The organism is Alkalihalophilus lindianensis, assembly GCF_032843265.1.
In the GTDB taxonomy this organism is placed as follows: domain Bacteria; phylum Bacillota; class Bacilli; order Bacillales; family Bacillaceae_D; genus Alkalihalophilus; species Alkalihalophilus lindianensis.
The window spans coordinates 357,410-382,186 of record NZ_JAWJBA010000003.1; the positions used below are offsets into that span (position 1 = coordinate 357,410).

The following is a 24,777-nucleotide window of genomic DNA, read 5'->3' on the forward strand; positions in this document are numbered from 1 at the left end:
TTTCTTTATTATTCATATAAGCTGTAAAGACGTAAATAGCTAATAAGATAATGAAAATTAATTGGAAGGCTTGTAGCTTGGTTATTTTCTTTCACTCCCTTCGCATCATTCTAGTTAAATGGACATATTCTACATTATAGCAACCTTGTCAGAGAAAAAGAAGGGAGGACAAAAGATGACGATACGCCAAGCTTTTTTTAGAAGCGCACTTATCATTATCCTTTGTTCAGTCGGATTTATGTACAGTCAATCAGATAGTGTATTTAAACAAGTAGAAGAGGCGGTTGCCGCATCTGTTAAAGAAGGGGTTCAAGTAGGGAATGAAGCTACGTCATTTGAACTTACCACTTTAGGGGGAGAGACGGTTGCCTTAAATGATTATCACGGTACACCAGTAGTCATTAATTTTTTTGCAACATGGTGTCCACCTTGTCAAGAAGAAATGCCTGTCATTGTAGAAATGGAAAAAAGATTAACCAATCAAGGAGCTAAATTCATAGCGGTAAATATGACAAGTCAGGAAACGAGTAAAGCAGAAGTTACTCCATTTCTAAAACATTTTGGTGCAAACTTTGATGTCCTCTTAGATGAATCTGGCGATGTGATGAATACGTATCAAATTATTGGCATCCCAACAACGATTGTTATTGATGAGAATGGCATTATTGTCCAACGTATTAATGGAGGGCTTTCTTATAGCATGATGGAAGACCTTTATCTATTTAGATAAGAAAAGAGAAGGGGCCCTTGTAGGAGGGCCTCTTCTTCATTATTGGACAAAGATTAAATAGGAGGAAACAAAATAGAGAGCAATTAACACAATTGATGGTAGCGCATAACGAAACGTTGATTCAATTGGCTTTCTAACTAAAGAATATAGGACAACCACACATAAGATCCCAACACCGGCCGCGGTTATTTGGTGCACACTTGATATCGATGCAATGATGGAACCTTTTTGATAAAAGATATCTGATGCACCTAATATTAAAATGTTGAATAGATTACTACCAAGAATAGAACCAATAGCTAAATTATAGTTTCTTAACTGCAAAGCCACTAACACTGAAACGGCTTCAGGTAAAGAGGTTGTAGCAGCAATGAGAAAGCTACCAACAAAACTTGATCCGAGACCAGTAACAACAGCAATCTTATCCCCTGAAACTGTTAGGAGTGTGCCAGCCCCCATAATGACGAAGGCAGCAATAATGAACCCGATAATCGCTTTTTTTAGTGAGATGGCAGAAAAATCATGTTTTGATTCTTCCACCTCTTCGACAGGTTCACTAGGCTTACTCGATTGTTTTTTAGAAAGGATGGAGATATACCACACACCAGCCCCATAAATAGCTAGTAAAATCCACATATCAACACCTATACCAAGGAAGGTGATATCGATTCGAATCGTAAGTGCCAGCAGCGCAACGATTGCTAGTAAAAGTCCAAGGCTCGCTGTATAAAAGTGGGAATGGTGAGCATGTCTAAATATCTGCTCTTTTCTAAAGTACAAATCAAAGCATGCAATAATTAACAGGTTAAACATATTACTACCAAATACATTTCCTACTGCAATATCAGGGTTATCTAGGACAATAGCTGAAACACTTGTTGTGACCTCCGGTAACGACGTTGCACCTGCAAGAAAGATTGTACCAACCACCATACCGCCAAGCGATGATTTTTCACCGATTGTATCAGCATATGTGGAGAGCTTGATTGCTGAAATAACAGTGACGATTGCAGCAAGTAAAAACCAAACAAAAACCATACCTCATACCTCCCTAATAGTCATACCGCAAGTAAAACGGGATGATTAAAACCATAATCGATTGCTAAAAGCACAAAAAAAGACCTTTTTATGAGAGTTTGCCCAATAAAACGAACTCTCATAAAAAGGTCTTGCGTACTTTGTATATACAAAGCTCAATGAACCGAGTGGAATATCCACTGTCATGACGACTCATTGACCATAGTGGTCGCTACTCCCCTTTTTAGGGATGTTACATATTTAATTCCATTTAAATGTAGCATGAGGAGGGAATGCCGTCAATTATTTTATTTTAAAAAGAAATGAGGAAAGGTAAACGTAGGAGTTAACCTTTCCTCCTCAAGACTTAAGTGGTTTGAGATAGAGCTCGCTCCACTTTTTCGTCTAGTTCTGATAACATCTTTCTTGCCCGTTGGTCTGAAATGGTTCTGTAATGGTGTTCGCCGCTAGGTTCCTCATCCGCTTCATCTGCAAGAGCCACAACCTGTTGTAGAGGATTTAGATGGAGTTCTCCTTGTGGCAAATAGGAATCGGTATGAAGGAGGATAGCTAAGGCAATTTCTTTCGCTGATTGAGGGTGTTCACCTAAGCGTATAAGTAATTTATGTGCTCTCTCAGCCCCCTTGATTGCATGTATATCATTTTGTTTATACAAATTATAATCCCATTTGCCATTACGATACCAAGTGTAGTGACCTATATCATGAAGAAAGGCAGCTTTTGTTGCGAGGTCAGGGTTCACATTGTAGGTTTCAGCTAATTTATAGGCATGGAAGGCACAAGCAATTGCATGGGCCATACCAGAACGTTTAACAAATTTTTGCGTGATGGGATGATCAAAAAGTTGAATTAATTTGACATGTCTCATAGAACGAGCTCCTTTCGAGATGGAATATAATCTTACAAGTGAAAAAAGTATTTTTTCTATTATATAGAGCTCCTAGTAAGGTTGCAACGATAATGATACAGATTGTTCATTATTCTTTTACCCTTTTCTCTGTTATAATAAAGCAATTATTAGAAATTAAGGGAGTGAATTATGGGCACAACACATACATTTTCAAAAAGCGAAGAAATTGCAAATGCGGTTACTCACGGAATCGGTGTATTATTAAGTATTGCAGCCCTTGTTTTATTAATCGTATTTTCTAGTCTGCATGGTACAGTCTTGCATGTAGTTAGTTTCACAATTTATGGTGTAACGATGCTTCTCCTATATCTTTCGTCTACAATGCTTCATGCACTGCCACCTGGAAAAGCAAAAAATGTATTTGAAATAATGGACCATGCATCGATCTATTTATTTATAGCAGGGACCTATACTCCTATATTATTTATTGTCGTTCAAGGAGCGCTTGGTTGGACGCTATTTGGAATAGTATGGGGACTTGCAACGTTTGGAATCGTCTTTAAAGCTTATTTTGTAAAACGTTTTTTGTTTCTCTCAACATTGTTTTATATTTTAATGGGATGGCTTGCTTTGTTTGCGATCAAACCAATCATTGAAAATTTAGGATATACTGGGCTTATCTTTCTGATCGGAGGAGGCCTTTGCTATACTATAGGAACCATATTCTATGTGTGGAGAGGGTTTAGATATCATCATGCAGTGTGGCACTTGTTTGTGCTAGCAGGGAGTGTCTTGCACTTTTTCCTCGTGTTGTTATTTATTCTGCCACTTTAATTTTAAGGTCGTTTGACGTACAGTCATTCGACTTTTTTTGTACAAATAAAAAAGATAAGATGATTTTTAGGCTCAAGGGTGACATGAGTGAAAGGGAGACGTTATACTTCTAGTTGGGAGGACTAGACATGTATGTAAATAGTAAGGAATTAGCAGATTATTTAGGTGTCACTTTGCAATATGTCCTAGAACAGGTTGGAAAAGGTAATATTAAGCCGGTGCATGATGGGGAAGAGTATTTGTTCAATAAAGAACAGTTTACTTGGTATAAGGAGCAACTTGATTTAAAGAGAAAGCAAATCGCACACGAGCTTTCTGAGCCTTTGCCTGATGATTGGGATGCCAAAGATGAAGACTAATACATAAGAGAGAAGAGAAAGGCTGTGGGATTGTGAAGAAAAGAACACTTTTACTTTTCGTATTGCTAATAGGTTCGTTTTTATTTGTATTATCACCAGTAATCGCTGAGGATTCAGAGAAGAGTCCTGCGCGTGATCATCAAGAAAAAGTAGTGGAACGCACCACTCTAGAGCTTCCTGAGCGCCTTACTCGTTTTGTTTATGATTCTGGGTATCATTTTGATTATCCTGAAGATGGAGTAAGAGGAATATATGTGACTGGAAATTCAGCTGGTGGAGAACGATTTGAATCTTTACTTGAGTTGTTAAATACAACGGATTTGAATTCAATGGTTATTGATATTAAGGAAGATCATGGTTATCTTACATATCGACCTGAAGAAGATTCTCCTTTCTATGGGATCTCTCAAAACTTTATCTCTAATCCTGACCAAATGATGGAAACGCTTGAAGAAAACGAAATTTATCCGATTGCAAGAATTGTTGTATTCAAAGATTCCGTTTTAGCTGAGGAAAGACCAGATTTATCTTTCACTGATAATGGACAAGTTTGGAAAAATGGTCGTGGAGAAGCTTTTGTTAATCCATTTTTAAAAGAAGTATGGGATTACAATATCGACATTGCTGAAGAAGCAGCAAAAATGGGTTTTGAAGAAATACAATTTGACTATGTACGCTTCCCTGAAGGGTTTGAGCATCGAGATGAATCGTTGGGTTATTCTGTAGGAGAGTATGAAGGTGGGGATGGAGATAATATTCAAAAGCGAGTATCTGCCGTTACTGACTTTGTAGCTTATGCAAGAGAGAGATTGGCCCCTTATGATGTTGATGTCTCTGTAGATATTTTTGGATACGCAGCTACAATCTCTGAAGCTCCGGGAATTGGTCAAAATTTTTCGAAGATCTCTGAAAATGTAGATGTTATTTCATCGATGATCTACCCAAGTCACTGGACACCATATTTTGGGATTGACAAACCAGATCTTTATCCATATGAACTAACGAAAGAATATGCTAAAGTAGAAAATCAAGTGTTGGGCGCTCTAGAAGAACCTCCTGTATCTCGTCCATGGATTCAAGATTTCACTGCTCGTTACTTAGGTGCAGGGAATTATTTGGAATATGGGAAGGATGAGGTAGAGGCGCAGATTAGAGCATTGAACGAAGAAGGCATTAATGAATTTTTATTATGGAATGCATCCAATCGCTATACTGAAGGAGTTAACTACAAGCCTTAATGAATCGAGCACCCATAACGGTGCTCTTTTTTGTAATAGAGAGTATAGACTAGGAACTTAGATGTATTCTATGGGAAAAGGGTTTAACAGCGGATTTCTTTACCATGTCAGGTTATTTTACAAAAGAAGCTATAATGTGCGAGTTTAAGCTTTGTTAAAAGAGGAATATACTATAAGAAGAACAATTTACGGAGGTCATAACATTGAACTGGTATGAAAAGCTTAATAAATATTTTCCTGTAGAAGAAATGAAGTCAAGAGAGCATATGGAATTATTATTAAAAGAAAAAGCAGATATTTACCATAAAGATGAAGGCCCTAATCATGTTATGATGTATGTAGAAACGGATGACTTCTCTTTTGTCGATTATTTATTCGTTTCAAAAGATGCCAGAGGCCAAGGCTTGGGAAAGAAGCTTCTCAATCAACTTAAAGCAAAAAACAAGCCGATTATTTTAGAAGTAGAGCCAATTGATTACGAAGAAACAGACACAGAGAAACGTCAACGCTTTTATAATCGTGAAGGGTTTAAACACGCAGAGTCGATCGGCTATCGTCGTCGTTCACTTGCAACGAATGAAGTGAATGAACTAGAAATCCTCTATTGGTCACCTACAGATGAATCTGAGCACAGTATTTATGAAAAAATGAAGCATACGTATGAAAATATTCACACTTACAAAGATAAAGAACTTTATGGATCTTCATATGAAGACGTTGACCAAGTGCTTACTTACAAGCAAGAGGATGATGATCAACCGACTGTGTGAGTGAACTCAAGACGCCAAGTGAAGGATGGTGTTTTAGATGAAAGGTTCACAAAAGAACAAATTAAAGAGAAGAAAAAGGGACATGGTGAAGGATTTCTTGAAAAAAAATCTTAAAAATTGGAAGGGTCGACCAAGCAGAAAACCAATGACTCATTCTAAACGTACACCTGCCTCTTAGTAGTAATAAGTTATGAAGCTATGTACAAAATGTGCATAGCTTATTTTTATATGAAAAGACCGAAGAAATCTCTTGAAATTAAAATGTCTACTTATAATGTGTCAATCTTGTGACAACTAAAGCATGGAGACAAAGTTCATCGTATAATAGACTAAGTAAACCTAAATGTTTAAAAACTTTAGGTTTAGCTTCTAAATAGTAGGGGTAAAGAAACACTGTGTATAAGTAGCTTTCATCAATGTTTAACAAATGTACAAAAAAGATTAAACTTTACCTATACAAGAAAGAAATATTGTATTATAATGGATCTATAAGACAAATATCAACAATCTTCATCAATAGATCTCAATTCTGGAAGGAGAGGTCCACACGATGGTTACTTTATTAACTTCACCTAGTTGCACATCTTGTCGTAAAGCAAAAGCATGGTTAGAGGAAAATGACATTCCTTTTGAAGAGCGTAATATTTTTTCATCTCCTCTTACAGTAGAAGAAGTGAAAGAAGTAGTACGTATGACTGAAGACGGGACAGATGAGATTATCTCTACAAGATCTAAAGTATTTCAAGAGTTAAATGTTGAGCTTGAAACACTACCACTTCAAACTTTATTTAAAATTATTAGTGATCACCCCGGCTTACTTCGTCGTCCGATTATTTTTGATGAAAAGCGTCTACAGGTTGGTTACAACGAAGCGGAAATTCGTCGTTTCTTACCGCGTAAAGTTCGTTCTTTTCACTTGGAAGAAGCAAAACGACTTGTTAATTAATAAAAAACCTTCTAGTTCACTTTTGATAACTAGAAGGTTTTCTTTGTTTTAATGTAAATTTGCTCTTTGAAGGCGCTGATTTGATAACCATCCTACTAATAGAACACCAATAATAACGATTAATTGGAAGGCGATTGAAAATGATGGATGGTGAATAAACAAAGGAGAGAGCATTTGTTCATGTTTAATCATACGTGTTGCTGTAAAGGCTAAAATACCTGCACCGACGTAGATGATAATGGGAAATCGATCGAAGGCTTTTAAGATAATTTTACTACCCCAAATGATAATGGGTACAGAAAAGATTAATCCAATCATCACAAGAGTAGTATCCCCGTGTGCCGCTCCGGCCACAGCAATGACATTATCAAACCCCATGACAAAGTCAGCTATGACAATTGCTTTAATCGCAGTCCATACATTCGTTCCTCCATCGATAGCAGTCTCTTCTTGATGAGATGCTAAAAGAGAATAGGCAATATAAATTAAAAGCGCACCGCCTATAGCCAATAAGAATGGAATTTCTAATAACTCCACTGCTACTACTGTGAGGAACATTCTGATTACCAATGCTAAGGTAATTCCTAAGATAATCGCTTTGTTTCGAATAGAAGGATTAAGATACCTACAAGCAAGTGCAACAACGATTGCGTTATCTCCTCCCAATATAATATCGACACCAATAATTGTCCCTAACGAAATGAACCAATCTAATTCCATTTTTTATATCAGCCCCTACACCGTTAAACAATTCATAATTTACCTTGACAACTCATAAGTTGATCTGTAACAATGAAAAGTCATACTAGAATTAAAGCTTGTCTAAAATCCCTATAGAAAACGTATATTTAAGAAAAGCAAAATATATGAATGGAAATTTACCTAGCAGTATGAACAACGATGCTTTTTTCTGAAAAATCTTAGAAAAATAGGTTTTTAGATTTCCATTTTGAGCTGATATGTCATAAAATAAGAGAAACAGATAATAAGCTCTTAATGTATAACAACATATTTGGTTATTCTATTGTTAAGTGGGGCAAGCTGAGTCGATAAAAAAATGATGAAGGCAGGCTCAATTAATCTGTTTAAGTGAAGTTTGATAGGAGGGAGAGCGAACATGGACATTGAACGCGTGAATGATACAACAATTAAATTCTTTATAACGTATAAAGATATTGAGGACCGGGGATTTGACCGAGACGAGATTTGGTATAATCGTGAACGTGGGGAAGAGCTCTTCTTCGAAATGATGAATGAAGCAAGTGACCGTGACGAATTTGAATTAGATGGACCATTATGGATTCAAGTTCATGCATTGGATAAAGGATTAGAAATCGTTGTAACCAGAGGGCAAGTTACTGACGGAAATGTAAAGCTTGAAATTCCTGTGAGCCAGGATAAAGAAACTCGTGATGAGAATATGGTCGACTTGATGACCGGTCATTCAAGTGAAGAAGACCTTGATATAACTGATCAGCTTGAGCTAGTCATTGGCTTTGCAGATTTTGAAGATATGATTTCTTTAAGTCACAATTTCTTTATCGATGATCTAGAGAATGAACTATATCATTTCGAAGGACGTTATTATTTACATGTGCTATTTAATGACGAACAATATAACGAAGATGAACAAGATGACATGCTAAGTCAAATGCTTGAATATGGATATGAATCCGACCTTTCAATTTATCGTATGCAAGAATATGGGAAAGAGATTATGCCTGAATTTGCGCTTAAAAATTTAAGAAAACACTTTCCAAAAAAGTAATCAATTAAGCCGATTTCATAGGAAGTCGGCTTTCTTTAATAGTTGAAAATGTTAAAATTAGGTTATCTTTAATGAGAAAGCTATTTTAATGTCATGGGAGATTAAAATGAAAAACCGTTTAAATGTTCTAGCTTTTTTTGCCGTAATTTTGGTCATTCTATACATATCAAGAGGACTTTTGCAAAATTGGATGGTAGGAACTCTTAGTGTTGTATTCACGTTATCAGTAATCTTTATTGGAATTATTATCTTTTTTGAAAATCGTCACCCTACTAAAACCTTAACTTGGTTACTCGTATTAGCCGCTTTTCCAGTTATTGGTTTTTTCTTTTATTTAATGTTTGGTCAAAATCACAGGAAGAGTAAGCGCTTTTCAAAAAAGGCAATTGAGGATGAACGAGCATTTCAAAAAATTGAAGGCCAAAGACAATTAAATGAAGAACAATTGAAAAAAATGGCTGGCCATCAACAGTTATTATTTAGACTTGCTCATCGACTCGGTAAAAATCCTATCTCTTTTTCAAGTGAAACCAAAGTATTAACAGACGGTAAGGAAACGTATGCTCATATTTTACAAGCCTTGAAAATGGCGGAACATCATATCCATCTTGAATACTATATTGTGCGTCACGATGAGTTAGGGAATCAAATTAAAGACATTTTGATTGCAAAGGCGGAGGAAGGGGTTAAAGTCCGTTTCTTGTATGATGGCGTTGGGAGCTGGAAACTTTCAAAAGCATATGTTCAAGAGCTAACAGAGGCAGGAGTCGAAATGGTTTCCTTTTCGCCAGTGAAATTACCTTTCTTAACCCATGCTATTAACTATCGAAATCACCGTAAAATTATAGTGATTGATGGCGTTATTGGCTTTGTTGGTGGATTGAACATTGGAGATGAATACCTTGGAAAGGACTCTTATTTTGGGTACTGGAGAGACACGCACCTCTATGTGAGGGGTGAGGCAGTTCGAACGCTTCAATTAATCTTTTTACAAGACTGGCATTATCAAACGGGGGAGACGATATTAAATCAAACGTATCTTTCTCCATCTCTTTCTATGACAAAAGGGGATGGTGGTGTACAGATGATTGCAAGTGGACCAGATACAAGGTGGGAAGTAAATAAAAAATTATTCTTTTCCATGATTACATCGGCGAAGAAATCGATTTGGATTGCAAGTCCTTATTTTATCCCTGATGATGATATACTCAGTGCTTTAAAAATTGCAGCGTTAAGTGGAATTGATGTGAGGATCCTCGTACCTAATCGTCCTGATAAGCGCATTGTCTTTCATGCTTCTAGATCCTATTTCCCTGAATTACTTGAAGCTGGAGTGAAGGTATATGAATACAACCGTGGATTTATGCATAGTAAAATCATTATCGTTGATCATGAAATAGCTTCAATCGGCACATCAAATATGGATATGAGGAGTTTTCATTTGAACTTCGAAGTGAATGCATACTTATATCGCACAAGTAGTGTCACAACGCTCGTTAGTGATTATGTCTATGACCTAGAACATTCTAATCAAATTAATCACTCGTTGTTTGAAAATAGACCGTTCTTTCATCGCCTTATTGAGTCTACCTCGCGATTATTGTCACCTTTATTATAATCAAATCAAAAATCTCTCTTTAAAATAAGGGAGATTTTTTTGATGGTTTTAAAGGGAAAGCAGTGTAAAGTGTCGAAACTTATCTATATTAGGAGGTGTAACCACTTGCTCACTGCAAAATTAAAAGATGGTTCTTTAATTTCAATGGCAGATAGTTGGAGCTTTGAACAGTTAATTGAAATGAGAAAGGATGTATTGTTTTATTGTCCATGTTGTACGTCAGAACTTCAATTAAAAATAGGTTTAAAAAAACAATGGCATTTTGCTCATAAAAAGAATGCTCTATGTACAATCCAAGGCGAACCAGAATCGCTATACCACCTTAAAGGCAAGAAGCAGTTGTATGAATGGTTAAAGAATCAAGGGGTTAAGGTTGCACTTGAAGTCTATTTACCGCTGATTAGACAAAGACCAGACATATTATTTAAGGTAGGAAGTCAACTGTATGCATTAGAATATCAATGTTCTCCGATCGATCACTCTCAACTCGAAAAAAGAACGCGAGGGTATGAACAGCTTGGAATTATACCTATCTGGATATTTGGTGGTAATCGCTTAAAGCGGTTGGGGGCCAATGTTTTTTCAATTAAATCGTTTGAGTGGTATGCAAATACAATCCAAAAATCATCTTCACCGACAATCCATTACTATTGTTCAGAACAGAGTAAATGGATGAGTCTCTATCACACAACTCCGTACTCCTCGACAAAATATTTAGCTAGTTTAATTGAAACCTCCTCATCTTTATTTCCACTATCCAATCTCCTCAGGCAACCAACTTATTCTCTTCCTTCTTACGAGCATTGGCTATTTGTTAAAAAGAATTGGCGTTACGTTCAACCCACACCCTACCCTTCCAAAACACAACGGTTCTTTCAACAATTATTGTATTATCATCACTTGTCACCTTCTCAATTTCCAATTGAAGCTGGATGGCCGAGCTCTTCCCATTGCCTCATCGAAACTTCTCCACATATTTGGCAAAGTTATCTTCTCTTTGCTTGTCTTCTTCAAAAGCCCCTTCATCAACCAATCACCCTTACCTCAATTCAAGCTTGTTTTCTGAGGAAAGAATTGTATAGATGGTTAAAACTAAGACCTTCCTATCATCCCTCACTCATTGAAGATGCCATTTTAGGGTATGTTACTTTTTTAACAGAAATAGGATTTCTCAAAGAAATTTCAAATAAGCCTAAGACATATGTCAGACAAAGAGATCTAGAGGTGCCAAAGTCAACAGAAGAAGCCATAAAGCTCGACCGTCAATTAGCCAATCTCTGTTCAGAGCAGATCTTTGCCAAATAGTAATTGCAGAAAAAGAGAGGAAAACCTTTTAATATGGCGAATAGTTTATATGGTAGGGTAAGGGAAAAGCCCTTACTATCGATTGGACCATATTTGGAGGGATAGAACTTGGCAAAGCAGCGTTTAAAACGAGAAGAAGTACCTGAACAAGCAAAGTGGAATCTTGAAGCAATTTTTAATACAGATGATGAATGGGAAAGTGAATTTCAAGCTGTAAAGGCACTATATCCCGAGATAACTTCATATAAAGGAAAACTTGGTGAGTCTGCAGAGTCTTTATTTAAAGCACTTCAAAAACAAGATGAATTAAATGAGAGACTCAATAAGTTGTATACGTATGCTCATATGCGCAATGATGAAGATACAGCCACTTCTTTCTATCAAGGGCTACATGATCGAGCGATGGGGCTGGCTGCACAGGTTTCTCAGGCAGTGTCGTATATGACTCCAGAGTTATTAAGTTTAGACGAGAAGCTCATTATGCGATTTGTTGATGAACATGAAGGACTTAAAAAGTATGAACAGCTGTTAGAGGAATTGAGTAAGGAAAGGCCTCACGTCTTAACTGAAGCAGAAGAAGCGATATTAGCTCAAGCAAGTGAGGCATTGCAAAGCTCAAGTCAAACGTTTGGGATGCTCAATAATGCAGATCTAACATTTCCGACAATTAAAGATGAAGATGGTGAGGATGTTGAGATCACTCACGGACGTTTTATCTCATTGTTAGAGAGTAGTGATCGCTCAGTTCGAGAAAATGCGTTTAAAGCTGTATATAGAACGTATGGTCAGTATAAAAATACATTTGCACAAACATTGAGTGGTCAAGTAAAACGTGATTTGTTCTATGCAAATGTTCGTAAATACCGTTCGTCACGAGAGGCAGCTCTTAGTCAAAACCATATTCCTGAAGTAGTCTATGATCAATTAGTTGATACAGTTAATAAACACTTACATCTCCTTCATCGCTATGTCAAACTACGTAAAAAAGTACTCGGTGTAGAAGAGTTGCATATGTATGATCTATATACACCGTTAGTAGCAGATAGTAAGATGAAGGTGACATATGAGGAGGCTAAAGACCTTGTCATTAATGGGGTTGCTCCTCTAGGAGAAGACTATGTCAATATCCTTACTGAAGGTTTTAGTAAACGCTGGGTGGATGTAGAAGAAACAATTGGTAAGCGTAGTGGAGCCTATTCTTCTGGAGCATATGGTACAATGCCTTATATTTTGATGAATTGGCAAGATAATGTTGATAATTTATTTACTTTAGCTCATGAATTTGGGCATAGTTTACACAGTTATTATACTCGTAAGCATCAACCATTTGTCTATGGGGATTATACGATTTTTGTAGCAGAGGTTGCCTCGACGTTAAATGAATCTTTATTAAATGATTATCTAGTTAAAACAACGACCGAAAAGAAACAAAAACTATATTTACTCAATCATTTCCTAGAAGGGTTTAGAGGAACGGTCTTCCGTCAAACGATGTTTGCTGAATTTGAGCAGCAAATTCATGAACTCTCAGCAAAAGGTGAAGCACTTACACCTGAGTTATTAACAAATACGTATTATGAATTAAATAAGAAATATTTTGGAGAGGATATGATAGTGGATGAAGAGATTGGCCTAGAATGGGCACGTATACCTCACTTCTATTACAATTTCTATGTTTATCAATATGCTACAGGTTATAGTGCAGCTGCTGCTCTATCTAAACAAATCCTAGATGAGGGTGAACCTGCTGTTGAGCGTTATTTAAACTTCTTAAAAGCAGGTAGCTCAAATTATCCGATTGATGTACTAAAAGAAGCGGGAGTCGATATGACATCTGCTAAGCCGATTGAACAAGCGTTGAGTTTATTTGAAGACACGCTGGATGAAATGGAACGTCTGTTAGAAGAATAAAGTTGAAAAGCCTGAAGCTCTGTAAAAAAAGAGAGCTTCAGGCTTTTTATCAACTATAAAATTGTTCAACGGAAGCCTTTAAAGCGATTTTGTTTAAGGGAAGGACTCAGCGTAAAAAGAATAGATATGAAAAGAAGAGGTGCAGCAAGTAATAGAGGGAACATATTTAATAAAGCTAATACGTACAAGTAAAAAGTTATTACAATAAAAACAATACCTATTAATCGTTTTACCTTATTCAAGTCAATCCTTCCTTTCTGCATTTATTTTATTCATATGTACTTTCGTAAGGTTTAAGACAAGTTTTTACACATATGACGATCTGATGAACGATCAATGATAATCATTGTCAGAGGAATTAGAGTTTGGTATTCTAGACATGTGAAACAAATCACATTCTCTCCCCCCATAGAGGATGAAAAAGAGCGTCTGCTTAAGACGCTCTTTCATTACACACTCATATATCTCCAAAACGTTCCATACTTAACAGGAACTGCTTCAACTTTTTGCTGGAGCTTTAAAAGTTTGAGTTGTTTTTCTGCTTCTTCTTCTGTTAAATCAAACACCATAGCTACTTCAATCGTGGCTACGAAGTTGTAGCGTTCTAAAAACTCTTCTATTGAAATTGGCGCTGCTTTTTTAGGTGGATGCCCTAGTAATTCCTCGATCATTTGTACATAAACGTGATAAGGATATAAGCCTGTAACACTAATCCCTTCTTCATCGGCATTATTGTTAAAAAATACAAATGTGGGTACGACTTCAACACTCATTTCATTTGTTGTTTTAATATCACATTGCAGAGCTTTTTTCGCCAGTGGTGAATCGAGATCCTTTTTAAATTCCTCTAGGTCAAGTTTAGCAGACTTGGCACACTTCATAATGATTTCATCTTCGGTGATGTTTTGCTTTTCAAGAAACAAGTATTCACGAAGTTTTCTTAAAAAACGAGCTCCAGCACGAGGACCTTGAAGCTCGGCTGCTTTAATCGCTATAGATGCTTTATAAGGTGAGGACCATTCATGCTCTAACCATACATCTCCGTCACAAGACATACCTGTTTCATTTGAAATTTTCTCCCAAATAGCAGCTAATTCACTTTTTCTAGCTAGTCCTTTTTTTGTTTCTTGGCAGAAATTCCAAGCTTGGAGCCGACCTGCGACTAAAAACCTAATTTTAAAATAGGCACCATATTCCACTTGCAATTTCTTGAAAATGGGTTCGAAAGCCCAGCATTCTGCACACAGAGGATCAATAAATGTATATACTTCAAGGGGTTTTCTATTAATTTGAAAAGGATGCTCAGGATCCAGACCACAAATGCCTTGTTCGTTATCACAAGTTGATTGAAGCTCTTTTGGTTTCAATGGTCATTCTCCTTTCTTTGTTACAGTTTTTCCTTCATTTTATTGGTTGACCATGTGGTAAGCAGTCATGGTTAAACGTTCCATTATATACTCTCGAATTAACCCCGTTATCTCTAGATCATCCATAGATTGATTCATACATGCTAACCAAGCATCTGCTTGTGTGTTAGTGATTGTAAAGGGCATATGCCTAGCTCTTAACATAGGGTGACCATGTTCTTCAGTATAATAAGTTGGGCCTCCGAGAAATTGGGTTAGAAATTGTTTTTGTTTACGAGCCGTTTCAGTAAGGTCATTAGGAAATAACGGAGCTAGGTCCGGGTGCTTTGCTACATAGCTATAAAACGTATCGACTAACTCCGAGAGAACAGCTTCTCCACCAAGGGCTTCGTATGGGCTTTTTTGAGTAGACATATTTCTCGCTCCTTATAAGTTCAGCATTTCTAATATTAAAAAGGTATAGCGACTTTTCTCTGCGTTACTGTTACATATTGTAGCAACCCTAGAGAAGATGGGCAAATAATCTGATTGACGATCATCTATTTTATAAAAACAAAAAAGTGAAAAAGTTTGATAAACTATAAAGGATTGGATGGGAGGTTTTAATGGTGAGTAGGACGTTATATACAGTGTGTCCTCATAATTGCCCCGATACTTGCGGTCTTCAAGTGAATGTTTCAAAAGGGAAGGTCGTGGCTGTAACTGGCCAAAAGGATCACCCTGTTACAAAAGGTTTTATTTGTGAAAAGGTAAGACATTACCCCGAGAAAGTACATTCATATGAACGGATTAGAAAACCTCTAAAACGTGTTGGAGACAAGGGCAAAAATGAGTTTATAGAAATCAGTTGGGACGAAGCGCTCTATGAAATTTCAACTAAGCTCAAGGAAACTCATGAACGTTATGGGGGGAGAAGCATCTTACCATATAGTTACAGTGGGACAATTGGTGTCATACAAAATGCGAGTATGGATCGTCGTTTTTTTAATCGCTTAAACACCTCGATTATTGACCGGACCATCTGTTCAGCTGCAGGTAATGCTGCATTTACCTATACAATGGGGGATCAGGTTGGTCTTGATCCAGAAGATACTAAGGATTCAGCTTATATCATCATATGGGGGACCAATACGATCTTAACAAACATTCACCAGTGGATGTATATAGAAGAGGCGAGAAAGAAAGGAGCAAAACTAGTCGTTATTGATATTGAACGTACAGAAACAGCCCAAAAAGCTGATTGGTTTATTCAACTTCTTCCGGGTACCGATGCTGCACTTGCTTTAGGCCTCATTCATGTCCTTATGGATGAGGGATTAATCGATGAAGCATTTATAGAGGAACAGACAATCGGCATCGATGAACTAACCTATCGTGCCAAGGAGTATACCCCTGAATATGTGGAGCAGGTTACAGGTATTCCTGCTGCGCATATTCGCAAGCTAGCTAGAGAGTATGGTTCATCCAAAGCTTCTTTTATCCGAATTGGTAACGGTCAGCAGCATCATATAGGTGGAGGGATGAGTACTAGAGCGATCTTATATTTACCTGCACTAACAGGCGCATGGCAGTATCCCGGTGGAGGGGCGATTTACTTTAACTTATTACAAGGGAAAGTAGATAGAACTGAACTTGAGCAGCCAGATCTTAGAACTGAAAAAGCAATGGTCGTAAATATGAATCTTCTAGGCGAAGCTCTACTTGAAAAAGCAGACCCTATTCGATTGTTATTTGTCTATAATAGTAACCCAGCATCCGTTACTCCAGATCAAACAGCTATTTTAAAAGGGTTAGGAAGAGAGGATTTAGTTACGATTGTCCATGAGCAAACAATGACTGAGACGGCTAAATATGCTGATTATGTTTTACCTGCAACTACAGCAATGGAACATACTGATCTATATAAGTCTTACTGGCATCGTTATTGGCAAGTAGGCAGGCCTGTAATATCTCCTATTGGCGAAGCACTTTCTAATACGGAATTATTTAGAAGGTTAGCTAGAGCTTGTGGATTTACGGAAACATGTTTTAAAGATACTGATGAAGAACTAATGAGGCAAGCCGTTTCATCAAAGCCAAGTGAATGGAAAAATGATTTGTTTTCGGGAAGAGTAATGAAGTGGGATCCAGAAGATAGAGAACGGGAAGAAGTTGAGCCTTGGGTGAAAGGGACATATTCTACTCCATCTGGAAAAATTGAATTCTATTCTGACAAGATGAAGGAAGTAGGTTTAGATCCTCTTCCTCATTATGCTACAGTAAAGCCAAAAAAAGATCATTTATGGCTAATTACTTCTCCACACCGGCGAGGGTTGAATAGTCAATTCCTTTACCAATTCTATCCTGAAAAAGAAAAGCCTTTTGCTATCATTCATCCAGATATCAGTAAAAGATACCAATTAACTGAAGGTGATTGGATTGTTTTGTACAATAATAAGGGTGAAATTAAGGTGAAAGTGAAGATTGATCAAAAAGTCTTTCCGTCCGCTATTATTGTAAGAGGAATATGGCCTTTTAAAGCATTTCAAGGTAAAAATATGAATAGTTTAACCTCAAGTCAATTATCTGATTTTGGAGGAGGAGCGACTTTCTTTACAACATTTGTCCAACTCCGCAAAGTGGATAACTAATACCCCAACCATTTGGTTGGGGTATTAGTTATTTTAGGCATTCAAAAACGTGTTATATACTTTTGGAACGTACGCTTGAGTTTCTTTAAAGGGCGGAATCCCTTTATAGCGATCGACATTACCTGGACCTGCGTTGTAAGCGGCAAGAGCTAGCTTGATGTCTCCGTCATATTTATCAAGCATTTGACGTAAATATTTTGCTCCCCCGTTAATGTTTTGGGCTGGGTCTAGCATATTATCAACCTTTAACATACGAGCCGTTGCAGGCATTAATTGCATCAATCCCGTAGCCCCTACATGACTCTTTGCTTGTGGATTGAAATTAGATTCATGCTTAATAACCGAGTAAATGAGTTTTGGATCAAGATTGTATTTTTTGGCCGCAGCTTCAATCAGGTGAGCGAACGGAGCTTCCTTACCCGCAAGTTGAAGAGGCTTATTCGATTCACTTGAGGGTGATGCTGTACTACTTTGATTTTGAGTTGTTGTTATTTTATGTGAGCTACCAGTTGAAAATGTTTGCAATGCTAAATAACGTTCTCTTAATGAATCATTTATAAATAAGTGACTATTTTTTGTTCGTTGAGTATTATCACTAGTTGATGAAGAAACTTCATGCTGAAGTATGGTCGAGAAAAGAGCTCTTAAAGAAGCAGAACTACTTTGACGATCTCCTGAAATGTTCGTTTGAAAAGGGGAAGAATGTACAGAGCTTAAAAAAGATATGTCCATCATTTGACCTCCGTATTAAAATCTATCCTAACTTTACCAAATAAAACATGTAGTAACAAACCTTTTTTTCACGACGATTCAGTCGTTTAAGGCTTGTTTTCGTTCGAAAAAGCGTTGGACTTTATTAGGTGTAGGAACTTGTTTAATTCCATTCTCGGAAAATAAGCTCTCAAGCGAATGTGTAGCATGCTCAAGCGAATTGCCTTCAAACTCGATTTCATAATCAACTTGTCCTAAATATGTACTTTTATCAAAGCATAATGCTCCATTTTTATAGTCGCATTCTAGTCTCTCTGTTGTTAACGTTCCAAGGTAGCTTAATGTTGCTGGGTTAATGTCAAGTTCCTTTAATTGGTGCATGACTTCACCCCTAGGAATATCACCCTCCTTAATCGCTCTATCTACTTCTAGTGAGGAAAGGGTTTGATGCGTTTCCAGTAAGCCATCTTGGTAAGGTTCTTTTAATGTAAGAGTAAACGTATTATTTTTTTCTCGAATTCTAAGTGCTGACTTGGCTTGTTTTAATGCTTGATCAGTTGTTTCAAAATAATGATTTTTTTGCATGACTGCTTGTTTCATCGACTTATTTAGAAATTGAAGTAACTGACTAAATGCCGGTTCATCAACGAGTGATTTTACTTCTATTTCAATTTCCTGTGTCATGGGAATTTTCACGCCCTTTTTTTATGAGATTATGCTATTATCTCATAGCTTGGAAACAGGCTCAATCATCGATAAAATGAAAAAGGCTTCTTATGGGAATGACCATTAAAAGTATGATAAACTATTGGTTGAATAAAGTTTAGGAACGTGATTAATGTTGGAGGGTTATCATGCAAAAATTAAATGTTACTGAAATTAATAAGACTGATGAGAAGTATGTGGTCGCGTGTAAACACACATTGAGTGAAGAAGAGATTCAAGGAATCAAAGCGGGGGAAAGGATGCTCGTCGATTCTGATGGTTTGGCATTTGTTTACATACTAGAAGATGCGTCACAATTTTATTATCTTGCGTTTGAACAAAATTCTTGGTCTGAACTGTATGAGGCTTATAAAACAGAACTGCTATTAGTAGTGGAACTTGGAAATAACAACCTTATTGAATTGTCCCAATTACATGCTGAATTAGACTTTTTACTGGAAAATATTGAAGGCAATAGCAATTACGGAGAAGAACTTGAAACTGCAGTGCGGGAAGTGTTTTTAAAGACTGTTGAGTAGAGAACGGATGGTGATTGAATGAGCGATTGGGGCACTTTTTTAATGCCTTATAAACAGGCAGTGGAAGAATTGAAGATCAAGTTAAAAGGTATCCGCGAACAATATCAACGATCATCTCATCACACCCCAATAGAGTTTGTTACGGGAAGGGTCAAGCCAATATCAAGTATTCTTGACAAGGCAAAACGCAAAAATATACCACTTAATGAACTTGAAGATAATATGCAGGATTTAGCTGGCGTACGGATTGTGACTCAATTTGTAGAGGACATCGAGACCGTAGTAAAGTTGATTCGCACTCGTGGAGACTTTGAAATCATTGAAGAACGTGATTATATTATTGAAAAAAAACCAAGTGGCTATCGTTCTTACCATTTGGTACTCCGTTATCCGGTGCAAACGATTGAGGGAGAGAAGAAAATTCTTGTTGAACTTCAAGTGAGGACGCTCGCAATGAACTTTTGGGCTACAATTGAGCATTCCTTAAATTATAAATATAGCGGGGAAATACCCGAAGATATAAAGATACGTTTAAAAAGAGCGGCCGAGGCTGCTTTTAAGTTGGATGAAGAAATGTCGATTATTCGAGACGAAGTAAGGGACGCACAAGAGATCTTTATTCAAAAGCAAGAACAAGGAAGAAAGCTATAGTGAGAGGGAAGGAATGAATATGAATGAAATTTACTGTCACATCGCGCGGGGATGATCTATCAAATACTTTGCAACAGCGCATTAAACGTTACTTGCTAGACTTTGGGTTAGTGTACGATGTAGAATCTCCCGAGATGGTGGTGACGGTGGGTGGAGATGGTACATTACTTCAAGCCTTTCATGATTACAGTGAGCGTCTTGAAGATACAGCATTTGTCGGCATTCATACAGGGCATCTAGGTTTTTATGCAGACTGGGTTCCTGATGAAGTCGAAAAATTAGTTATTCATATTGCAAAAACTCCTTACCAAATAGTTGAATACCCTCTACTCGAAGTGGTGATAAGGCATAAGGGAGAAAGCAAGTCTGAGCGTCACTTGGCTTTGAATGAATGTACGGTAAAGAGTTTAGAGGGGTCGCTTGTAAGTAACGTTGAAATAAAAGGCGATACTTTTGAAGTGTTTAGAGGAGACGGATTATGCATTTCTACACCTTCAGGAAGTACAGCATATAACAAAGCTCTTGGAGGGGCTATTTTACACCCTTCGCTTGCATCGATCCAAATTGCAGAGATGGCTTCTATTAATAACCGAGTGTATCGTACAGTAGGCTCTCCTCTTGTTTTACCACAGCACCATACCTGTTTATTAAAACCACTTAATGATGTTGATGTTCAGGTGTCAATTGATCACTATACACTTGATCATAAAACAGTAAAGTCGATTCAATGTCGTGTCGCTGAAGAAAAGATTCGTTTTGCAAGATTTAGACCATTTCCTTTTTGGAAACGGGTAAAGGAGTCCTTTATCGGTGAGTAACAAGCAAGTCAAAATAAACTGGTCTGTGTCTCCAAAAGAGGATGGGATGTTATTGCGTTGTTTTTTAAGAGAGGTTAAAGGACTTTCAAAAAAAACGTTAGCTGACATTAAATTTAAAGGTGGATTCATTTTTCTAAATGGAGAAGAAGTAACGGTTAGAACGACTGTGTGTACAGATGATGAAGTAGAGATTCATTTGCCAGAAGAAAAGAAAAGTGAGTCGCTTAAGGAAGAAGTCATCCCTTTTGAAATTTTATTTGAAGACGACCATATGTTAGTAATTAATAAGCCTCCTGGCATGCCAACGATCCCATCGCGGCAGCATCCATCAGGCACATTAGCTAATGCAGTAATGGGGTATTACCATAAGGGAAATATCTCTTCGACATTTCATGCAGTAAATCGATTAGATCGTGATACTTCAGGATTGCTCGTTGTCGCTAAGCATGGGTTTGCTCATGATCAGTTAGCAAAAGCGCAAAAAGCGGGGAAGTTAAAACGGTTTTATAGAGCGATTGTTGAAGGTTGTGTACAGCCTTCAACTGGTACTATTCATGCACCTATTGGAAGAAAGCCCACAAGCATTATCGAGAGGATGGTCACTCCAAATGGTCAAGTGGCCATTACCCACTATAAAGTGATAGCGAGTAATGAACACTTCTCAGATGTAGAGGTCGATTTGCAAACAGGTAGAACACATCAGATTCGTGTCCATTTTGCTCATCTTCATCACCCATTAGTTGGTGATGAGCTCTATGGTGGTGAAACTGCTCTATTGAATAGACAGGCACTACATTGTGCACGGTTAGAATTAATTCACCCTTTTACTGGGTATAAGCACGTTTTTGTCTGTCCTCTTCCACAAGATATAAAGATGGTAAAAGAAGCAGCCTGCTTATAATAGCGGCTGCTTCTTTACTGTAGGCTGGTTCAGGACATTCAAAACACCTTACTCAAAAGAGCGAAATTTCTCTGGTATATAGGGAAGGGAAGAAGAAACGTGAAAGGTCTCAAGCTCAGGGTATCTTAAACTAGTTAATTTCCCTCCGAATACACAACCTGTATCGATGTTTACCGTCTGATGAATAAATCTAGGTTCCTTAACTGGGGTATGCCCATACACAACTAGTGCTTCTCCGTAGTAATGCTTTGCCCAGTCTCTTCTAACCGGTGTACCATCAGGGTTTTGTTCCCCTGTAATATCACCGTACAGAACAAATGTCTTAATACGTTTATTGACATCTCCTATATCCTTTGCTTGAATACCAGCATGGGCAATCACAAGCTTTCCTCCGTCCAAAACGTGATAAAGAGGAGATTCTTCTATTAATGATATAAATTGAGTGCGAATCTTATTAAATTCGTTTTTAGGTAAAGCTTCTAGTTCAGCAACGGTTGTTTCTAAACCATGCTTTTGCTGCACTTTACGTCCAAGAAAATAACGATATAACTTATCACAATGATTCCCTGGTACATAATACGCTTTTTGATCCTGTACTAGGCTGTAAACAAGTTTGATGACATCTATAGAATGAGGCCCTCGATCCGTTAAATCTCCAACAAAAGCAATTTTTCTTCCTTCAGGGTGTGAATAACTCGTACTTGTTTTTATATAACCTAATTGAGAAAGGAGCAAAATTAACTCATCATAACATCCGTGTACATCACCTATACAATCAATTTTCATTACTATCACTCCAATTAAGTGCCGATTTTTATGACAATGAATGTATTTTAGCATAAATCCTTCCTAGAGAGATAAGGATATACTACATGTATAAAAAGGTTAAAGGTAAAAAGGTTAAATTGTAAGGGTATTCATTTAGCTTGCTCGTTGACAGTTGTTCTCTTGTTTCTTTAAGATGATAAAGATACTAAAATTGATTAAAAGGTGTGCTTATTTTGTTTGAACAACCCGTGACGAATCCCGTCCTTATATTTGCAATAGCCATGGTCATATTCTTGATTGCTCCTTTAATCATGGCAAAGCTTCGTATTCCCGGTATTATTGGTTTAATCTTATCAGGTGTTATTATCGGACCTAACGGATTAGGCATGTTAGATCGTGATCCGACGATTGTGTTATTAGGTACGGTTGGTTTACTTTATATCATTTTTATAGCTGGACTTGAAATTGATTTAGATGGATTTAAGAAATACCGTACGAGAAGCTTAACCTTTGGGACGATGTCATTTACGATTCCATTTATACTCGGTACGTTCGTTGTATATTTACTTGGATATTCGGTTGCTGCAGCGATTTTGCTTGGGTCCTTACTCGGCTCTCATACATTGCTCGCTTATCCGATTGCGAGCCGTATCGGTATTACTAAAAATAAGTCTGTTACCACTACTGTAGGTGGGACAATTATGACCGATACGTTAGCTCTTCTTATTCTCGCGGTCGTAGCAGGAGCAACACAAGGAGAACTCACAGCTAATTTCTGGTTTATCCTGCTCATATCCTTAGCTCTTTATGTAGCCGCAGTGCTCATTTTAGTTCCAATCATTGCAAAATTTTTCTTTCGTACTTTAAGTAGTGAAGGAGCCCTTGAGTTTATCTTTGTGATGACCGTCCTTTTTGTATCTGCCTACTTTGCAACAATTGCTGGTCTTGAACCAATTATTGGTGCGTTTTTAGCCGGACTTGCATTAAATCGATTTATTTCTGAGCAAGGAACATTAATGAACCGTATAAAATTTGTTGGGAATGCATTATTTATTCCGTTCTTTTTATTATCGGTTGGAATGTTAATGGACATACGAGTACTTTTATCTGATCCCACGGCTTGGCTAATGGCCACAGTTGTTGTCACATTGGTTATTGGAGGGAAATTCTTGGCTGCTTGGATTGCTGGGAAACTTTATCGTTATTCATCCGATGAAATTAAGCTGATGTTTGGATTATCGATTCCTCAAGCTGCCGCTACTTTAGCTGCTACCCTTGTAGGCTATGATTTAGGATTATTTAATCAGGCAACTGTAAATGCCGTTATTGTCATGATACTTGTTACTTGTATGATTGGTCCTTATATGGTTGAGATATATGCTCGGAAAATTGCGTTAAAAGAAGAGCAACGTCCGTATGAGCCGTCATTAGCACCGCAAAGAGTATTAGTTCCTGTTGCTAATCCGAAAACAATGGAGTCTTTATTAGAGCTTGCTTTTATTATTCGTGGTCCTTCGCAGGAACCTTTATACACCTTATCTGTTGCACAGGGTCAAGGGGAAGAAGCGCCGGAAAAGATTGTAGAAGCGGAAAAAACATTAGGGAAAGCAGTGAGTTATGCGGCTGGTGCAGAGGTTCCAATCCAAATGCTGACAAGAGTTGACCCTAATATTTCATCAGGTATGATACGTGCGATGCAAGAATCACGCATTACTACAGCGGTGATTGGATGGAATGGAAAACTATCTACACCGCAAAGGATATTTGGTAGTATTTTGGATCAATTATTAGAGCGAACAAATCAGATGATCTTAGTTTCTAAATTAGGGCATCCTTTGAACACGACGAAGAGGCTAGTTGTTATTATCCCTTCAGGTTTTGACCATAAAAGAGCAGCCTATGAGTCGATTCGAACAGCGAAGCAATTGGCTAGTCAGATAGGGGCAACTCTAACAGTTTATGTCATTCATGATACGATCGGTAGTTATGAATCGATGTTTGAAAAAGTTAAGCCAGATGTTCAAACTCAAGTAGTAGGAGTTCCATCTTGGAATGAGTTGCATCGTTCATTTATGCCGATATTAAGAAAAGATGATCTTGTAGCGGTTTTGAGTGCTAGAAGAGGGTCACTTGCATGGCATCCTCAGTTAGAGCGTTTACCTAGAATTCTAGCTGTTGCAAAGCCTGAGAGCTTCATTATGATTTATCCACCTGATAAAGATCCTGTAGACTTACGTGGTTCAAGAGGGACTGATGTGCCCCGTACAGTATTGTCTAATAAATCGTACGAAGAATGAGACTAGGCAAACCCTATAAGTTT

Annotated in this window: 25 protein-coding genes; 16 read left to right on the top strand and 9 right to left on the bottom strand. The window is 37.4% G+C overall.

All coding sequences use genetic code 11. The annotated features are described in order from the left end of the window. The first annotated feature begins 175 nt into the window (after nucleotides 1-175). Nucleotides 176-730, top strand: coding sequence for a TlpA disulfide reductase family protein (locus tag RYX56_RS11815; protein WP_317122250.1), 555 nt, complete (start codon nucleotides 176-178; stop codon nucleotides 728-730). A 39-nt stretch (nucleotides 731-769) separates the two neighbouring features. On the opposite strand, the gene RYX56_RS11820 is transcribed toward RYX56_RS11815, so the two are convergent. Together RYX56_RS11820 and RYX56_RS11825 are read right to left on the bottom strand one after the other, a co-directional pair. Then, nucleotides 770-1,768 (bottom strand): sodium:calcium antiporter, encoded by a 999-nt coding sequence (locus tag RYX56_RS11820; RefSeq protein WP_317122251.1) that lies wholly within the window; start codon nucleotides 1,766-1,768, stop codon nucleotides 770-772. A gap of 346 nt (nucleotides 1,769-2,114) precedes the next feature. Beyond that, nucleotides 2,115-2,636 carry an HD domain-containing protein gene (locus tag RYX56_RS11825; protein ID WP_317122252.1) on the bottom strand — a complete coding sequence of 174 codons (522 nt, stop codon included), beginning with the start codon at nucleotides 2,634-2,636 and terminating at the stop codon, nucleotides 2,115-2,117. Between the two features lie 171 nt (nucleotides 2,637-2,807). Between RYX56_RS11825 and trhA the strand changes: the two genes are divergently transcribed. From trhA to spxA, 5 genes are all read left to right on the top strand, one after another. Continuing rightward, nucleotides 2,808-3,452 (top strand): PAQR family membrane homeostasis protein TrhA, encoded by a 645-nt coding sequence (gene trhA, locus RYX56_RS11830; RefSeq protein ID WP_317122253.1) that lies wholly within the window; start codon nucleotides 2,808-2,810, stop codon nucleotides 3,450-3,452. Between the two features lie 128 nt (nucleotides 3,453-3,580). Beyond that, nucleotides 3,581-3,811, top strand: a complete 231-nt coding sequence (locus RYX56_RS11835) for an excisionase family DNA-binding protein (protein WP_317122254.1) — start codon at nucleotides 3,581-3,583, stop codon at nucleotides 3,809-3,811. Between the two features lie 32 nt (nucleotides 3,812-3,843). Continuing rightward, nucleotides 3,844-5,049 (top strand): putative glycoside hydrolase, encoded by a 1,206-nt coding sequence (locus RYX56_RS11840; RefSeq protein ID WP_317122255.1) that lies wholly within the window; start codon nucleotides 3,844-3,846, stop codon nucleotides 5,047-5,049. Between the two features lie 203 nt (nucleotides 5,050-5,252). Then, nucleotides 5,253-5,819, top strand: a complete 567-nt coding sequence (locus RYX56_RS11845) for a GNAT family N-acetyltransferase (protein WP_317122256.1) — start codon at nucleotides 5,253-5,255, stop codon at nucleotides 5,817-5,819. 550 nt (nucleotides 5,820-6,369) lie between these two features. Continuing rightward, nucleotides 6,370-6,765, top strand: coding sequence for a transcriptional regulator SpxA (spxA, locus tag RYX56_RS11850; protein ID WP_317122257.1), 396 nt, complete (start codon nucleotides 6,370-6,372; stop codon nucleotides 6,763-6,765). A 48-nt stretch (nucleotides 6,766-6,813) separates the two neighbouring features. On the opposite strand, the gene RYX56_RS11855 is transcribed toward spxA, so the two are convergent. Then, nucleotides 6,814-7,485 (bottom strand): TerC family protein, encoded by a 672-nt coding sequence (locus RYX56_RS11855; protein ID WP_317122258.1) that lies wholly within the window; start codon nucleotides 7,483-7,485, stop codon nucleotides 6,814-6,816. Nucleotides 7,486-7,882: 397 nt separating this feature from the next. On the opposite strand from RYX56_RS11855, the gene mecA reads away from it, so the two are divergent. The 4 genes from mecA to pepF all read left to right on the top strand — a co-directional run bounded on the left by mecA (nucleotide 7,883) and on the right by pepF (nucleotide 13,367). Beyond that, a complete protein-coding gene (mecA, locus tag RYX56_RS11860; RefSeq protein WP_317122259.1) occupies nucleotides 7,883-8,533 on the top strand; it encodes an adaptor protein MecA in 651 nt (216 codons plus the stop codon). Nucleotides 8,534-8,639: 106 nt separating this feature from the next. Continuing rightward, nucleotides 8,640-10,151 carry a cardiolipin synthase gene (gene cls / locus RYX56_RS11865; RefSeq protein WP_317122260.1) on the top strand — a complete coding sequence of 504 codons (1,512 nt, stop codon included), beginning with the start codon at nucleotides 8,640-8,642 and terminating at the stop codon, nucleotides 10,149-10,151. A gap of 105 nt (nucleotides 10,152-10,256) precedes the next feature. Further along, nucleotides 10,257-11,456, top strand: coding sequence for a competence protein CoiA (locus RYX56_RS11870; protein ID WP_317122261.1), 1,200 nt, complete (start codon nucleotides 10,257-10,259; stop codon nucleotides 11,454-11,456). A 108-nt stretch (nucleotides 11,457-11,564) separates the two neighbouring features. After that, nucleotides 11,565-13,367: an oligoendopeptidase F gene (pepF, locus tag RYX56_RS11875; protein ID WP_317122262.1), complete on the top strand. Its 1,803-nt coding sequence runs from the start codon at nucleotides 11,565-11,567 to the stop codon at nucleotides 13,365-13,367. 65 nt (nucleotides 13,368-13,432) lie between these two features. On the opposite strand, the gene RYX56_RS26540 is transcribed toward pepF, so the two are convergent. From RYX56_RS26540 to RYX56_RS11885, 3 genes are all read right to left on the bottom strand, one after another. Further along, on the bottom strand, nucleotides 13,433-13,630 hold the full coding sequence (locus RYX56_RS26540; protein ID WP_498064347.1) for a hypothetical protein: 198 nt from the start codon (nucleotides 13,628-13,630) through the stop codon (nucleotides 13,433-13,435). Between the two features lie 186 nt (nucleotides 13,631-13,816). Then, nucleotides 13,817-14,734 (bottom strand): ClpXP adapter SpxH family protein, encoded by a 918-nt coding sequence (locus RYX56_RS11880; protein ID WP_317122263.1) that lies wholly within the window; start codon nucleotides 14,732-14,734, stop codon nucleotides 13,817-13,819. 39 nt (nucleotides 14,735-14,773) lie between these two features. Beyond that, entirely contained in the window at nucleotides 14,774-15,148 is a 375-nt protein-coding gene (locus RYX56_RS11885) for a globin domain-containing protein (protein WP_317122264.1), read from the bottom strand. Between the two features lie 191 nt (nucleotides 15,149-15,339). Between RYX56_RS11885 and RYX56_RS11890 the strand changes: the two genes are divergently transcribed. Next, nucleotides 15,340-17,364 carry a molybdopterin-dependent oxidoreductase gene (locus RYX56_RS11890; protein ID WP_317122265.1) on the top strand — a complete coding sequence of 675 codons (2,025 nt, stop codon included), beginning with the start codon at nucleotides 15,340-15,342 and terminating at the stop codon, nucleotides 17,362-17,364. 33 nt (nucleotides 17,365-17,397) lie between these two features. On the opposite strand, the gene RYX56_RS11895 is transcribed toward RYX56_RS11890, so the two are convergent. Together RYX56_RS11895 and RYX56_RS11900 are read right to left on the bottom strand one after the other, a co-directional pair. Continuing rightward, nucleotides 17,398-18,096: a lytic transglycosylase domain-containing protein gene (locus RYX56_RS11895; RefSeq protein WP_317122389.1), complete on the bottom strand. Its 699-nt coding sequence runs from the start codon at nucleotides 18,094-18,096 to the stop codon at nucleotides 17,398-17,400. Between the two features lie 78 nt (nucleotides 18,097-18,174). Then, nucleotides 18,175-18,759 (bottom strand): CYTH domain-containing protein, encoded by a 585-nt coding sequence (locus RYX56_RS11900; RefSeq protein ID WP_317122266.1) that lies wholly within the window; start codon nucleotides 18,757-18,759, stop codon nucleotides 18,175-18,177. Between the two features lie 170 nt (nucleotides 18,760-18,929). On the opposite strand from RYX56_RS11900, the gene RYX56_RS11905 reads away from it, so the two are divergent. From RYX56_RS11905 to RYX56_RS11920, 4 genes are read left to right on the top strand one after another with little or no spacing between them, the layout of a single operon-like run. Continuing rightward, complete coding sequence (locus tag RYX56_RS11905) at nucleotides 18,930-19,319, top strand: UPF0738 family protein (RefSeq protein ID WP_317122267.1); 390 nt, start codon at nucleotides 18,930-18,932, stop codon at nucleotides 19,317-19,319. Nucleotides 19,320-19,337: 18 nt separating this feature from the next. Beyond that, nucleotides 19,338-19,970 carry a GTP diphosphokinase gene (gene yjbM, locus RYX56_RS11910; protein WP_317122268.1) on the top strand — a complete coding sequence of 211 codons (633 nt, stop codon included), beginning with the start codon at nucleotides 19,338-19,340 and terminating at the stop codon, nucleotides 19,968-19,970. Nucleotides 19,971-19,993: 23 nt separating this feature from the next. Next, a complete protein-coding gene (locus RYX56_RS11915) occupies nucleotides 19,994-20,788 on the top strand; it encodes an NAD kinase (protein ID WP_317122269.1) in 795 nt (264 codons plus the stop codon). Between the two features lie 46 nt (nucleotides 20,789-20,834). Next, nucleotides 20,835-21,689, top strand: coding sequence for an RluA family pseudouridine synthase (locus RYX56_RS11920; protein WP_439108490.1), 855 nt, complete (start codon nucleotides 20,835-20,837; stop codon nucleotides 21,687-21,689). 48 nt (nucleotides 21,690-21,737) lie between these two features. On the opposite strand, the gene prpE is transcribed toward RYX56_RS11920, so the two are convergent. Beyond that, nucleotides 21,738-22,475: a bis(5'-nucleosyl)-tetraphosphatase PrpE gene (prpE, locus tag RYX56_RS11925; protein ID WP_317122271.1), complete on the bottom strand. Its 738-nt coding sequence runs from the start codon at nucleotides 22,473-22,475 to the stop codon at nucleotides 21,738-21,740. Between the two features lie 215 nt (nucleotides 22,476-22,690). On the opposite strand from prpE, the gene RYX56_RS11930 reads away from it, so the two are divergent. Next, nucleotides 22,691-24,754, top strand: coding sequence for a cation:proton antiporter (locus RYX56_RS11930; RefSeq protein WP_317122272.1), 2,064 nt, complete (start codon nucleotides 22,691-22,693; stop codon nucleotides 24,752-24,754). Nucleotides 24,755-24,777 lie beyond the last annotated feature (23 nt).

Excerpts from the sequence above, each read along its gene's own strand:
- RYX56_RS11900 (WP_317122266.1), bottom strand. The coding sequence starts at position 18,759 with ATGACACAGGAAATTGAAATAGAAGTAAAATCACTCGTTGATGAACCG.
- prpE (WP_317122271.1), bottom strand. The coding sequence starts at position 22,475 with ATGAAAATTGATTGTATAGGTGATGTACACGGATGTTATGATGAGTTA.
- RYX56_RS11815 (WP_317122250.1), top strand. The coding sequence starts at position 176 with ATGACGATACGCCAAGCTTTTTTTAGAAGCGCACTTATCATTATCCTT.
- RYX56_RS11825 (WP_317122252.1), bottom strand. The coding sequence starts at position 2,636 with ATGAGACATGTCAAATTAATTCAACTTTTTGATCATCCCATCACGCAA.
- trhA (WP_317122253.1), top strand. The coding sequence starts at position 2,808 with ATGGGCACAACACATACATTTTCAAAAAGCGAAGAAATTGCAAATGCG.
- RYX56_RS11915 (WP_317122269.1), top strand. The coding sequence starts at position 19,994 with ATGAAATTTACTGTCACATCGCGCGGGGATGATCTATCAAATACTTTG.
- RYX56_RS11890 (WP_317122265.1), top strand. The coding sequence starts at position 15,340 with ATGGTGAGTAGGACGTTATATACAGTGTGTCCTCATAATTGCCCCGAT.
- RYX56_RS11885 (WP_317122264.1), bottom strand. The coding sequence starts at position 15,148 with ATGTCTACTCAAAAAAGCCCATACGAAGCCCTTGGTGGAGAAGCTGTT.
- RYX56_RS26540 (WP_498064347.1), bottom strand. The coding sequence starts at position 13,630 with ATGCAGAAAGGAAGGATTGACTTGAATAAGGTAAAACGATTAATAGGT.
- cls (WP_317122260.1), top strand. The coding sequence starts at position 8,640 with ATGAAAAACCGTTTAAATGTTCTAGCTTTTTTTGCCGTAATTTTGGTC.
- RYX56_RS11855 (WP_317122258.1), bottom strand. The coding sequence starts at position 7,485 with ATGGAATTAGATTGGTTCATTTCGTTAGGGACAATTATTGGTGTCGAT.
- RYX56_RS11920 (WP_439108490.1), top strand. The coding sequence starts at position 20,835 with ATGTTATTGCGTTGTTTTTTAAGAGAGGTTAAAGGACTTTCAAAAAAA.
- RYX56_RS11820 (WP_317122251.1), bottom strand. The coding sequence starts at position 1,768 with ATGGTTTTTGTTTGGTTTTTACTTGCTGCAATCGTCACTGTTATTTCA.
- RYX56_RS11895 (WP_317122389.1), bottom strand. The coding sequence starts at position 18,096 with ATGGACATATCTTTTTTAAGCTCTGTACATTCTTCCCCTTTTCAAACG.
- RYX56_RS11905 (WP_317122267.1), top strand. The coding sequence starts at position 18,930 with ATGCAAAAATTAAATGTTACTGAAATTAATAAGACTGATGAGAAGTAT.
- RYX56_RS11835 (WP_317122254.1), top strand. The coding sequence starts at position 3,581 with ATGTATGTAAATAGTAAGGAATTAGCAGATTATTTAGGTGTCACTTTG.
- mecA (WP_317122259.1), top strand. The coding sequence starts at position 7,883 with ATGGACATTGAACGCGTGAATGATACAACAATTAAATTCTTTATAACG.
- spxA (WP_317122257.1), top strand. The coding sequence starts at position 6,370 with ATGGTTACTTTATTAACTTCACCTAGTTGCACATCTTGTCGTAAAGCA.
- yjbM (WP_317122268.1), top strand. The coding sequence starts at position 19,338 with ATGAGCGATTGGGGCACTTTTTTAATGCCTTATAAACAGGCAGTGGAA.